Source organism: Streptomyces sp. NPDC049585, from assembly GCF_040675615.1.
GTDB classification, from domain to species: domain Bacteria; phylum Actinomycetota; class Actinomycetes; order Streptomycetales; family Streptomycetaceae; genus Streptomyces; species Streptomyces luteosporeus.
Genome location: NZ_JBFAPE010000029.1, coordinates 58,111 through 69,908 on the forward strand (window position 1 = coordinate 58,111; position 11,798 = coordinate 69,908).

Below are 11,798 nucleotides of genomic sequence, written 5' to 3' on the forward strand. Positions count from 1 at the left end.
TCGATCCTAGAACCTTCAAAGTTCTCCGACGGCTCCGATGGCTCAAAGCAGGAGGCGCTCAAGGGGTCAACTCGCCGGTGGGAGAAGCGTCATGACCGCAGCGACGCTGGTGACCCGCCCTCCGCACCGACCGGACGGACGGTCTGCTTACGCACAGCATTTGGATGATTACCGCGACAAAAGGGCCGAGTTGGCCGAACACGAGCGTTGACGCGGCGCCCCGACCGCCAGTTGGCTCTCCCTGGCCCGCCGGCACGGGCGGGATGCGGGCCGGCTCGACACCAGGGGAGGACTGATCATGGTGAGACGGACCAACAAGGGGCACAGAAGACGGTGGGCGGTACGCGGAGGCTGCGGGCTCGCGGCCGTCGTCCTCTTGTCGGGGGCGGCGTTACCGGCCCGGGCGGCAGCCCCCGATCAGCACGGCGTCGTCCAGGTCGACCTCGGCCTCGACGGCGCGCAGCCCAACGGCTGGTCGGAGGCGTCCGGGATGAGCGCGGACGGCAGGTACGCCCTCTTCGTCTCCCTGGCGTCGAATCTGGTGCCCGGCGACACCGATCTGAACTACGACGCCTTCGTCCGGGACCTGCGCACCGGGCGCATCGAACGGGTCAGCCTCGGCGACGACGGTTCGCCGCTGGGGGCGGGCGAGGCGGCCATCAGCGGCGACGGCCGGTCCGTGGCGTTCAGCTCGGTCGTCCCGGGCAGCAACAGCTGGCAGATCTTCGTCCGGGACCGCCGGAGCGGACACACCCGACAGGTCACCACTGGTGCCGAGGATTTCGAGAGCCCCACCATCAGCTGGAACGGCCGGTACGTGGCGTACGCCTCGCGCCAAGGCAGCGGCATTTACGTCACCGACCGCTGGAAGGGCACCACCCGGCTGATCACGACCGCTCCGGACGGCTCCCCGGCCGACCGCGGCTGCGACAATCCCGTCATCAGCGCGGACGGCTCCACCATCGGCTTCCGCTCGACGGCCACCAACCTCGTGCCTCCTGCCCAGGCTCCCACCGTCACGGGGGCGCGGCCGCCCCGGCCGCGAAGGACGCCCCAGTTCTACGTGTGGAACGCACACACCGGCCGGATCCAGAGGGCGAGCATCGACGCCGCCGGCGCGCCGCGCGAAGCCCTCCTCGGCGCAAGCCTGAGCCCCGACGGGCGCTACGCGCTCTTCAGGACCCCCGAACCCAACGGCAACGGCACGGACCCGAACGCCTCGCACGACGAGCTCTACGTCCGCGACCTGTGGCGGGGCACGACCACAGCGGCCGGCCGCCCACTGCCGGGCACCCGAACCGTCGGCGGCTCCTACGGTGGCACCATGACGGCCGACAGCCGCTGGGTCGTCTTCGCCTCGGACGCCGACAACCTGGTGCCCGGCGACACCAACCAGGCCACGGACATCTTCCGGCGCGACATGTGGACCGGCCGGACGGAACGGATCGACATGGCGGGTATCTCCTGGACGCCGGTTTCCCTCCTCGTCAACAGCCTCGGCACCACGGCGCTCTTCAACGAGACCGGCAAGGTCTACAGCCGCCGCCTGCCGACCGGCTGACCGGTGCAGCCGCCCTCGCAGCCGCCGGGTGTCCCCCATCCGGACCGGGGTCCGGGGCGATTGTCAGTGGTGGGTGAGAAGGTGAGGGCACCTAGTCGGAAAGAGGGGGAACGGCCATGTCCGGAAACCAGAACTACATCAATCACGTTGCCCTTGTGCTGGATGCCAGTTCGTCCATGTCGCACCTCAGCCAGAAAGTCGTCGAAGTCGCCGATCAGCAGATCGCGTACCTGGCCCGCCGGTCGCAGGAGCTGGACCAGGAAACCCGTGTGACGGTGTATGTATTCGCCGACAAGGTGGAATGCGTCATTTACGACAAGGACGTGCTGCGCATGCCGTCCCTGAAGCAGCTGTACCGGGTCGGTGGAATGACGGCTCTGCTGGCGGCCACGCTCAAGTCGCAGCGGGAGCTGGCGCAGACGGCTCAGCTCTACGGTGACCACAGCTTCCTGACGTTCGTTCTGACCGACGGGCAGGAGAACGCAAGTCACCGTTGCCCGGACGTCGCCGCCAAGGGCACGCGGGAGCTGGTGCAGGCCGTGGCCACGATGATGGCCACGCAGCAGGACAACTGGACGCTGGCCGTTCTCGTGCCCGATCAGATGGGGAAGCGCGAAGCCATGCAGTGCGGCTTCCCGAAGGACAACATCGCCATCTGGGACGCCACCAGCACACAGGGCCTGGAAGAGGCCGGGCAGGTCATCCAGCAGGCCACCGAAAACTTTATGATGGGCCGCACCAAGGGAATTCGCGGTTCCCGGGCGGTGTTCTCCACGGGTGCCGACGCGGTCAACAAGGACACCATCCAGGCAGCCGGTCTCACTCCGATGAATCCCTCGGAATACCAGCTCGTCCCGGTGGCCCGCGAAGCAGCGATCCGGGAATGGGTCGTCGAATGCGGCCACACCTACCGTACCGGCTGCGCGTTCTATCAGCTGAGCAAGTCCGAGAAGATCCAGGCGCAGAAGCAGATCGCAGTGCTGGAGAAGAAGACGGACCGGGTCTACACCGGTCCGCAGGCCCGGACCCTGCTCGGTCTGCCCGACACGGAGGTCCGCGTCAAGCCCGACCACAACGACGACTTCACCATCTTCGTGCAGAGCACCAGTGTCAATCGCAAGCTCGTACCCCACACCCGCCTGCTCCTGATGATCTGACGCCCTCACGCGCCCCCGCCGACCCGATCAGGCGGGGGCGACGATCGAGTCGAGGAGTGTGGGGGCGTGGTCCGGCCGCCGCGTCGAGCGCTGTGGCGGCGGCCAGGATGCTGGTGAGGCGCTCGGCGAAGTGCGGGTGTGTGCCCGGGTTCAGCGCAGGTCGGTGAGCTCGGGAGCGAAGACGGTACCCAGCGGTTCGGGTCCGACGTACTGCTGGCAGTTGCACCGTCGGGCCTCGTACTGCACCGGCTTGCGCTCGGCGTCCCAGGCGATGGGGGCGTCGACCATTTCGTGGCACGTGCCCTGCTTGTCGTGCTTGGCCAGGTGATGGGTGCAGCCGCACACGGGCTCCGGGGGACGGTTCGCGGCCTCCAGCGCGAGCTGCTGGCGCTCGGTCACCCGGAGCAGCTCCATCTTGCGCTCATGCCGGTTCTTCAAGGCGTCCCGGACGCTGTCGCGCACCCATCCACCGCCGACGATGACCACAGGGATCACCATCCAAACCCAGCCACCCATGTTCTGCATGTCCCCCTGTTCGAGAAGAAGCACAGCTTAAACGCGCACGTGGGTGATGCGATGCGCGGGGGTTCGCATCTTTGTGGCTTCTGCCAGTACGAGTGTCCGCGCCCGTGCGGGGAGACTGCCCACCGGCGGCTTCGGCGTGCCGGGCGGCGCCACCTCCCGGCGGAGCAGGGGAGGACGGCGGCGGTGGGTGTGCAGCAGTACGACGAGATCGGTGACGCGTTCGAAGGCTTCAAGTCCTTGCCGCTGGCACGCTACGTGGAGGTGCCCGGCTTCCTGGCCATGGTCGGGGACGTGCGCGGCCGGTCGGTCCTGGACCTGGCCAGCGGTACCGGGTTCTACAGCCGGGAGTTCAAGCGGCGCGGTGCCGCGGAGGTGCTCGGCGTCGACATCTCCGGTGCCATGGTCGCGGCGGCTCGCGAGCGGGAGGAGCGCGACCCGCTGGGCGTGCGCTACGAGGTGGGCGACGTGGCCGACTTGCGCCCCCTCGGGCGGCGCTTCGACGTCGCGACGGCGGTACAGCTCCTCGGCTACGCGGAGGACGTCGCCGTCATGGAGCGGATGTGCCGCAATGTGCACCGCAGCCTGGTGCCCGGAGGCGAGTTCTTCGTGCTGCTCCAAACGCCCGACTTTCGCTTCGACGGGCCGTCCATGGCCGCGTACGGCTTCCTGTGCGAACCGACCGGCGAGCAGGCCGGGACCGGGCCACGCATCCGGGTCACGGCCCTGCTCGATCCGCCGATCTCGTTCGTCAGCACCTGCCCGCGACGGGAGGTCTACGAGAAGTGTCTGCGGGCCGCCGGGTTCGAGGACGTGACGTGGGTTCCGCTGCAGGTGTCCGACGCCGGTCTGCGGAGGTTCGGTGCGGACTTCTGGGCGGACCTGCGGGCCAATCCCCCGCTGGAGATGCTGCGCTGCCGTGCCTGACCGCGAGTGCCTAGTCTGTCCGCCATGGCGAAATGGGCGTACGTAACAGTCATGCACTTCGGTCACGGCAAGGATTCGGCGAAGGGGGTCGGCTCCAGGCACAGCTTCGGCAGCCCGGAGGCCGCCCGGCGCGCGATGCTGGCGGAGCTGCGCGAGGTGAGCGCCGGCCACGAGGGCACCGCGACCGCGCGGTCGGTGGGTGATGCCGAAGTGCTGGAGCGGCACAGCGGGCAGGTGTACCAGCCGCGGGGGAAGGGCCGTCAGGAGGTGACGGTGCCGGTGCGCAATCCGGACGGGGTGGTCGAGTCGGTCACGGTGACGGTCGATGCGCCTGTGGGATCCGTGGACGGCGGCAACGGGGCGGGGCAGTTGCTCGTCGGCCTCGGGGTGCTCTTCCTCGGGGCCGCCGTGCTCACCATGACGATGGACTGGGGGCAGGTCGGCGCCGTCCTGGGCGCTCTGGTCACCGGAGGGATCGGGGCGGTCTGCCTGGTGTACGGCATCCGCGAGCTGCGGTGATCGCCGGCAGCCGGCCGGGCACGGTGGAGCGTGCCCGGCCGGCGGTCGGTGGGTGGGTGTCAGTCGGTGGGAGCGGCGATCAGTTTGCGGATGGTCATCGGTTCGGCGAGGACACGGTCCAGCACGTGCTCGACGTGGTGGAAGTGGGCGGTGGTGAAGTGCTCGGCGAGGGCCCGGGGATCCGTCCACTCCTCGACGATCACCATGCGGGCGCTGTTGTTGGGGTCGGTGTAGGGGCGGTAGGCGAGGCAGCCGGGTTCTTCCAGGGACGGCTCGATCATCGCTTCCAGGGCGGTGCGCAGGCGGTCCTCCTGGCCGGGGGCGGCCAGGCACTCGGCGACGACGGTGAGGGACATAAGGGGTGATCTCCTGGTGCGGTGGCGGTAGGGGTGGCTTCAGGGGCGGGCGGGGCCGGTGCCGGCGCCAGACGTGGTGATGGCGGTGGCGATCTCCTCCAGGTCGTCCGGCGTCAGGTGCACCGAGCCGGCCCCGATCCAGCCGTCGACCTGGCCGGGCTTGCGGGCGCCGACGATGGCCCCGGTGATGCCGGGCCAGGCCAGCACCCAGGCGATGGCCACCTCGGCGACGGTGGCGCCGTGCCGGGCGGCGACGGGGCGCAGTGCGTTCGCCACATGGAGGTTGGCGGTCAGGCCGGTGGTGAAGTCCCGGTGGGCGACGCGCCAGTCGTCGGCGGGCAGACCGGCGACGCGTGCGGCGGAGAAGGTGCCGGTGAGCAGGCCGGACTGCAGCGGGGAGTAGGTGATCACGCCCGTGTCGTGGGCGCGGGCCCAGGCGATCTCGTCCGCGGCGCCGCGGTTGACGGCCGAGAACGGCGGCTGGACGACGTCGACGTGGGCGATGCGTTCGGCGGCGGCCAGCTGCTCGGGCGAGTGGTTGGACAGGCCGATCGCCCGGACCTTGCCCTCGGCCTTGAGGTCGGCCATGACCTGCCAGTACTCCTCCAGCGGGGTGGCGTTCGGGGAGACGGCGCCGCTGCCGTCGCCCGCGTACTCCAGGGACTCGCCGGTGTCGGGCCAGTGCACCTGGTACAGGTCGATGCGCTCGACGCCCAGCCGGCGCAGCGAGTCCTCGACCTCGCGGCGGACGCTGGCCGGCTTCATGATCCGGCGGGGTGCGGCCTGCGGGTTGTCGGGGTCCCAGACCAGGCCGACCTTGGTGAAGAGGTAGGGGCGGTCGGCCTCGGGCAGGTGGGCGACGGCCTTGCCGATCAGTTCCTCGGAGTGGCCGAGGCCGTAGACGGCGGCAGTGTCGATCCAGTTGACGCCCGCGTCGAGTGCGTGCCGGATGGCGGTGATCGACTCGGTGTCGTCGGTGTCGCCCCAGCCGAAGAACCAGCCGGATCCGGACACCGCCCAGGAGCCGAGGCCGATGCGGGTGATGTCCATGCCGGTGGTGCCGAGGGGGCGGGTGGGCAGGTGAGTGGTCGCCATGACGAGGTGTTCCTTCGTGAGGTGGTGTGCGGGGCCGGGTTCGTTCCGGTGACCATCACTTTGGTCGCCGGGCGACGGCCCACCCAGTGGCAGCCGGTGCCTGGGCACGGCATGACCAGGCTCGCAAGGGCCGCGGGAGGGACGGGACGGCGATACTTGGCGCATGGTTTTGGACAGACGCGCAGAACTGGGTGAGTTCCTCCGGTCCCGCCGGGCGCGGTTGCGCCCCGAGGAGCTGGGGCTGCCGGACTACGGCGGTCAGCGGCGTGTGCCGGGGCTGCGCCGGGAGGAGCTGGCCCGGTTGGCCGGGGTGAGCGTGGACCACTACGTGCGCCTGGAGCAGGGGCGCACCCTGCACTTCTCCGAAGCGGTGCTGGACGCGGTCGCCCGCGCCCTGCGCCTGAGCGCGGTGGAGCGCGAGCATCTGTACCGGCTGGCGCGGCCGTGGTCGGAGGCGGACCGTGCCGACGGGCCACCGCCGTCGCAGCAGGTGCGGCCGGGGTTGCGCCGGTTGCTGGAGTCGGCGTCCGACGTACCGGCGTACGTGGTCGGCCGGAACACCGACGTCCTGGCGTGGAACCGGCTCGCGGCGGCGCTGATCACCGATTTCGGTGCGCTGCCGCCCCGGCAGCGGAACCTGGCGCGTCTGGTGTTCCTGGACGAGGGGATGCGCAGCCTGTACGCCGACTGGCGCGGCAAGGCGAGCGATGTGGCGGCCTATCTCCGGCTCGATGCGGGGCGTCATCCGGACGATCCGCAGACGGCAGCGCTGCTCGACGAACTCTCCGCGGGCAGCCCGGAGTTCCGTCGGGCGTGGGCGGAGCACGAGCTGAAGGACAAGACGCACGGACGGTACGTCTACCGGCACCCGGTCGTCGGGGAACTGGACCTCGGGTTCGAGACGCTGCGGCTGCCCGACGACCCGGACCAGGCGCTGGTGGCCCACACGGTGGAGGATGGCTCCCCGTCGCAGACGGCGCTGCGGCTTCTGGCGGCGTGGGCTCAGGAGAGCCGGTCGGTGGGCTGAGCCCGGCTGCACTGCGCGGCACATGTTCGTCGGGGTCGGCCGGTTTGAGGGCGAAGCGGCAGGTTAAGCGCCTCATCAGTCACTGATGAAGGAGGGACACGCACCATGAGCATCCTCGCCTGGATCATCATCGGCCTGCTCGCCGGAGCGATCGCCAAAGCCCTCATGCCCGGCAAGGATCCCGGAGGCGTGCTGGTGACGATGGTGATCGGCATCGTCGGGGGGCTGCTGGGCGGCTTCCTCGGCAAGGTGATGTTCGGCGTTGAATCGATCAACGGCTTCTTCCACCTGTCGACGTGGATCGCCGCGGTCGTCGGTTCCGTCATCATCCTCGCCCTGTACCGGGTGTTCGCCGGGCGGAGCCACCGACACCACGGGCACGGTCGGCACTCGCACGCGTGACGCCCGTCCCGCGGCCCGGGCCCGGCACGGCCGGGGGACCCGGTGAGCGGACGAGCCCGCACCCGCGGCAGCGACGGGTGCGGGCTCGTCCCCGTTCCGCCGTCGTGCGGTGCGTCCTGGCCCGGCCGTGGTCGTATCTCCTGCGGGCCGCCCACCGGCCCGGCCCCGAGCGCAACGACGTCCTGCTGCAGCTCAAGGCGGTGGGGGCCACGGTGGTGGCCTGGTATCTGGCCGGCCGGCTGCTGCCCGCGCAGGTACGCGCCTTCGCGCCGTTCACCGCGCTGCTGGCGCTGCAGCGCACGGTGTACCGGTCGCTGTGGGAGGCGCTGCGGTATCTGGGGGCGCTGGTCATCGGTGCCGGTGTGACCGGTGTCCTCGGGACGACGGCCGGGGTGCATGCGTGGACGCTGGCGCTGGTGATGCTGTTCGCCCTGGTCGCGGCGAAGACCTCGTCACTGGGCGGGCAGCGGTACCAGATACCGGTCGTCGCCGCGTTCGTCTTCACCTCCGGCCTGGGCCGGTGGAGCTACATCACCCACATGGTCGCAGCGGTGGCCCTGGGCGTGGGCTGCGGGCTCGTGGCCCACTTCCTGCCGGCCCCCTCCTTCCACCCGGCCTCCGCCCGGGAGCAGGTCGACGACGTCTGGCAGGACACGCGGCGGCTGGTGAAGGACGTGGCGCTCGCGCTCGGCGACGGCCGGTGCGCGGGGGAATCCGTCCAGGGATGGGGCCGGCGCTGCCGCCGGCTCGGCGAGCGCGTCGACGCGGCGCGGGCCACCGTGCGCGGCGAGGAGGAGAACCGCAGGCTCAACCCGCGCAGCCGTCGGTCCGGGGAGCCGGCCGGGCTGGGCACGTGCCTGGTGTCGCTGGACGTGCTCGCCCGCGTCGTCGCCCATCTGGGCTCGCTGGTGCGCGGTCTTCGCCAGGCCGCCGCGTGCACCGACGGGCCGGCCCACGACTTCCTTGCCGCCTATGCCGGCCTGCTGCATCGCATCGCGGACGCGCTCGGTCACCACTGCCCCGGCCGTACCGGGCCGGACGACGACGCCGCCCGGCGGGCCATGGAGGAAGCCACGGGTCGCTGCGAGGAGCTCATCGCCCGGTACCCCCGGCAGGCCGCCACGGAGCGCTGGCACGTGTACGGCACCCTGCTCATCGACGCCTCCCGCATCCTGCACGAGCTGGGGGAGCCCGACCAGGGGCACGGGTGAGGGCTGCCGTGCGGCACACCCACACGGGTGGTCTGCCGTGGCCCTCACGGTGTCGCGGGTAGACGCCCTGCCACACCTTCCGTACCGGGCTCACGCAGAAAGGAGATCCCCGTGCCCCGTATGCACCATGTCACGTGGTCCTGCGCCGTCACCCTGCTGACCTTCCTCCTGATGCTGGTGTTCAGCGACCACCAGTACCCCGCCTGGAGCACGGCCCTGGCCAGCGCCTCCATGGCCATGGCCGCCGGCGCCCAGACCCACGTCCTGCTGACGGATCGAAGGAACCGCCGCTGACCCCGCCCGGCCGTGATCAGGCGGGCTGTTGCGCGGTGCGGGCCGCGGGGTCGAGGGTCAGCATGGCCGCCTCGTCGGCGCTGCCCGGCTCGGCCTGGTAGACGACGAGCCGCTGCCCGCCCGTGCCGGCGAGCTTCATCACCTCGAAGGTGAGCGTCATCATGCCGGCCTTGGGGTGGTTGAAGGTCTTGGGGCCGCCGGAGCGCTCCTTGACGTCGTAGCGCTCCCACAGCCGGGCGAAGTCGGGGGACTTCAGCAGCAGTTCGCCGACCAGGGCGGCGAGCCGGGGCGCGTCAGGGTCGGCGCCGCCGACGGCGCGCAGGTGCGCCACCGACTTGGCGACGGTTTCCTCCCACGGCTCGTAGAGCGTGCGCCCCTCGGGGTGGAGGAACAGATAGCGGCTGTGGTTGCGCTGTTCCGCCGGCCAGTCCCACAGGCCGGGAAAGAGCCGCCGCCCGGGCGCGTTGGCGGCCAGTACGTCGTTGAACGGTGTGACGATGTATGCGGGCAGCGGGCGCAGGGTCTCCAGCATGCGCAGGACGGACTCCCGCACGGTGTGCTCGGCGCTCCCGGTGCTGCGTGGCTGGGCCTGCCGGCCGGAGGCCAGGTCGGCGAGGTCCTGCAGGCGCTCGTGGGCGTCGCCGCACAGGCGCAGGGCGCGGCTGATGGCCTCGATGACGGCCGGCGAGGGGTTGGTCTCGCGGCCGCGCTCGAGCCGCGTGTAGTAGTCCACGCTCACCCCGGCGAGCGTCGCGAGCTCCTCGCGGCGCAGCCCCGGGGTGCGGCGTATCCCGGTCCCGGCGGGCAGCCCCGCCTCTGCGGGGGTGATCCGCGCGCGCCGGGCACGCAGGTATCTGCCCAGTTCGGTGGCGTGTGTCATCCCTCCATGATCCCAGACGGGTGCTGCGCGTGGGGGGCCGTGACAGGGCCAGGCACGGCGCACCCCGGCACGGCGCGGTCTGCCGGGGCGGCGGCGGGCGGCGCACTGTGGTGGACGCCGGCCGATGTCCACGACCCGACCCCGAGAAAGGGTGCTTCGTCATGCCGCCCGCCACGCTCTCCTCGCAGCAGCGATCCGTCACGCTGCCCGCCGCCCCCTCCCCCGCTCCCGCGGTGGCCCCGCAGCGGTCCGCATCCATAGCGCTCGTCGCCTCGCTGCTGGGCTTCACCGTCATCACCATCGACGTCTCGGCCGTCAACATCGCGCTGCCCGCGATCCGCTCCTCCCTGCACGGCGGGATGGCCGGGCTGCAGTGGGTCGTCGACTCGTACACGCTGATGTTCGCGGCCCTGCTGCTGTCCGCCGGGGCGCTGGCCGACCGGGCAGGGGCGCGGCGGGCGTATGCGTGGGGCGTCGCGCTGTTCACGCTCGCCTCGCTCGGCTGCGCGGTGGCGCCGGGCATCGGCTCGCTGGTCGGCGCGCGGTTCGTCCAGGGCGCGGCGGCCGCGGTGGTCATGCCCGCGTCGCTGGCGCTGATCCGGCAGGCGTACGGGGACGCGCGGCGCCGGGCCCGGGCCATCGCCCTGTGGACGGTCGGCGGTTCGGTCGCCATGGCGGCGGGGCCGGTTCTGGGCGGTGTGCTCACCGAGGTGGCCGACTGGCGTGCCGTCTTCCTGCTCAACCTGCCGGTCGGTGCGGTGATTCTGCTGCTCCTGGCCCGCACCGCGCCCTCGCCGCGCCGTCCCGCGCCGCTGGACCCGCTGGGTCAGTTCAGCGCCGTGGCCGCGCTGGCGGGGCTGGCGTACGCGGTCATCGAGGGCGGGCACCGCGGTTGGACGTCCGCTCCGGTACTGGTCGCGGCGGTGGTGGCGGTCCTCGGGGGCGTGGCCTTCGTGGCCGCGGAGAAGCGGCATGCCGCTCCCATGGTTCCGCTGGGCATGCTGCGGCAGGGGCGGGTGACGGTGCCGCTGGCGGCCGGTTTCGCGATCAACGCGGGTTTCTACGGTGTCGTCTTCCTGCTCGGCCTGTACCTGCAGCAGCTGCGGGGGATGTCCGGGACGGCGGCGGGGCTGATGTTCGTGCCTCTGTCGGCGGTCATCACGTCGATGAACCTGCTCTCGCCGCGGCTGACGGAGCGGTTCGGGCACCGTGTGGTCATCGTGTCGGGTCAGGCGATCCTGGCCGTGGCCATGTTCGTTCTGCTGCCGCTCAGCGGGAGCACTCCGTTGTGGGCGGTCGTGCTGATGCTGGTTCCCACCGGCATGGGCGGTGCGCTGGCCGTGCCGGCGCTGACCGCCCTGCTCATGGACGCCGTTCCCGAGCACCGGGCGGGCACTGCGTCCGGCCTGCTCAACGCCCTGCGGCAGACGGGTGGCGCGTTGGCCGTGGCCCTGTTCGGCACGCTGCTGGGGGACGGAGGTGAGGGTTTCTCCCTCACCGGTATGCGGCAGGCCCTCGCGGCGGTGGGGATCGTCCTGGTGGTGACGGCGCTGCTGGCGTTCCGGCTGCCGCGCGGGGAGCGGCGGGGGTGACCGCGTGCGGGGCCGCCGATGCCCGAAGGGCGCGGGAAAAGCCGGTGACGGCTTCCCCCGCGCCCTTGCGCTGTTCCGCCGGCCGGGTCAGATGCGGTCGGCGGCGATGAGGAGGTAGTGGAAGCTGCCTTCCTTGTAGGCCGTCAGGAACGGGTCCTCCACGCCGGTGGCCAGCGAGGACTGGGCGCGCAGTTCCCAGTAGGGGATGGTGGCGGCGGTCAGGTCGACGACGTTCATGGGCACCAGGCCGTTGGC

At 71.4% G+C, this 11,798-nt stretch carries 13 protein-coding genes and 1 pseudogene; 9 read left to right on the plus strand and 5 right to left on the minus strand.

From position 1 onward, the window contains the following. Positions 1-298: 298 nt before the first annotated feature. Positions 299-1,561: a hypothetical protein gene (locus AB0K17_RS24800; RefSeq protein ID WP_365984293.1), complete on the plus strand. Its 1,263-nt coding sequence runs from the start codon at positions 299-301 to the stop codon at positions 1,559-1,561. A 116-nt stretch (positions 1,562-1,677) separates the two neighbouring features. Then, the gene (locus AB0K17_RS24805) at positions 1,678-2,718 is read left to right on the plus strand and encodes a vWA domain-containing protein (RefSeq protein ID WP_365968080.1); all 1,041 of its coding nucleotides are present in this window, start codon (positions 1,678-1,680) and stop codon (positions 2,716-2,718) included. 150 nt (positions 2,719-2,868) lie between these two features. Here the strand turns inward: AB0K17_RS24805 and AB0K17_RS24810 are convergent, their stop codons facing one another. Next, a complete protein-coding gene (locus AB0K17_RS24810; RefSeq protein WP_365968079.1) occupies positions 2,869-3,216 on the minus strand; it encodes a hypothetical protein in 348 nt (115 codons plus the stop codon). A 210-nt stretch (positions 3,217-3,426) separates the two neighbouring features. Between AB0K17_RS24810 and AB0K17_RS24815 the strand changes: the two genes are divergently transcribed. Both AB0K17_RS24815 and AB0K17_RS24820 read left to right on the plus strand, forming a co-directional pair. Further along, on the plus strand, positions 3,427-4,167 hold the full coding sequence (locus AB0K17_RS24815) for a class I SAM-dependent methyltransferase (protein WP_365968078.1): 741 nt from the start codon (positions 3,427-3,429) through the stop codon (positions 4,165-4,167). 51 nt (positions 4,168-4,218) lie between these two features. Further along, positions 4,219-4,686: a hypothetical protein gene (locus AB0K17_RS24820; protein ID WP_365984294.1), complete on the plus strand. Its 468-nt coding sequence runs from the start codon at positions 4,219-4,221 to the stop codon at positions 4,684-4,686. 59 nt (positions 4,687-4,745) lie between these two features. Here the strand turns inward: AB0K17_RS24820 and AB0K17_RS24825 are convergent, their stop codons facing one another. Both AB0K17_RS24825 and AB0K17_RS24830 read right to left on the minus strand, forming a co-directional pair. Then, on the minus strand, positions 4,746-5,042 hold the full coding sequence (locus AB0K17_RS24825; RefSeq protein WP_365968076.1) for a putative quinol monooxygenase: 297 nt from the start codon (positions 5,040-5,042) through the stop codon (positions 4,746-4,748). Between the two features lie 39 nt (positions 5,043-5,081). Next, positions 5,082-6,137 (minus strand): aldo/keto reductase, encoded by a 1,056-nt coding sequence (locus tag AB0K17_RS24830; RefSeq protein ID WP_365968075.1) that lies wholly within the window; start codon positions 6,135-6,137, stop codon positions 5,082-5,084. A gap of 163 nt (positions 6,138-6,300) precedes the next feature. Between AB0K17_RS24830 and AB0K17_RS24835 the strand changes: the two genes are divergently transcribed. The 4 genes from AB0K17_RS24835 to AB0K17_RS24850 all read left to right on the plus strand — a co-directional run bounded on the left by AB0K17_RS24835 (position 6,301) and on the right by AB0K17_RS24850 (position 9,071). Next, complete coding sequence (locus AB0K17_RS24835; protein ID WP_365968074.1) at positions 6,301-7,164, plus strand: helix-turn-helix transcriptional regulator; 864 nt, start codon at positions 6,301-6,303, stop codon at positions 7,162-7,164. A gap of 105 nt (positions 7,165-7,269) precedes the next feature. Continuing rightward, positions 7,270-7,566 (plus strand): GlsB/YeaQ/YmgE family stress response membrane protein, encoded by a 297-nt coding sequence (locus AB0K17_RS24840; RefSeq protein WP_365968073.1) that lies wholly within the window; start codon positions 7,270-7,272, stop codon positions 7,564-7,566. 77 nt (positions 7,567-7,643) lie between these two features. Further along, complete coding sequence (locus AB0K17_RS24845; RefSeq protein WP_365984295.1) at positions 7,644-8,777, plus strand: aromatic acid exporter family protein; 1,134 nt, start codon at positions 7,644-7,646, stop codon at positions 8,775-8,777. A gap of 111 nt (positions 8,778-8,888) precedes the next feature. Continuing rightward, a complete protein-coding gene (locus AB0K17_RS24850) occupies positions 8,889-9,071 on the plus strand; it encodes a hypothetical protein (protein WP_365968071.1) in 183 nt (60 codons plus the stop codon). Positions 9,072-9,087: 16 nt separating this feature from the next. Here the strand turns inward: AB0K17_RS24850 and AB0K17_RS24855 are convergent, their stop codons facing one another. Continuing rightward, positions 9,088-9,951, minus strand: coding sequence for a helix-turn-helix transcriptional regulator (locus tag AB0K17_RS24855; protein ID WP_365968070.1), 864 nt, complete (start codon positions 9,949-9,951; stop codon positions 9,088-9,090). Positions 9,952-10,112: 161 nt separating this feature from the next. On the opposite strand from AB0K17_RS24855, the gene AB0K17_RS24860 reads away from it, so the two are divergent. After that, on the plus strand, positions 10,113-11,543 hold the full coding sequence (locus AB0K17_RS24860; protein WP_365968069.1) for an MFS transporter: 1,431 nt from the start codon (positions 10,113-10,115) through the stop codon (positions 11,541-11,543). A gap of 87 nt (positions 11,544-11,630) precedes the next feature. On the opposite strand, the pseudogene AB0K17_RS24865 reads toward AB0K17_RS24860, so the two are convergent. Further along, positions 11,631-11,798, minus strand: a pseudogene (locus tag AB0K17_RS24865) (SAM-dependent methyltransferase); the annotation flags it as partial.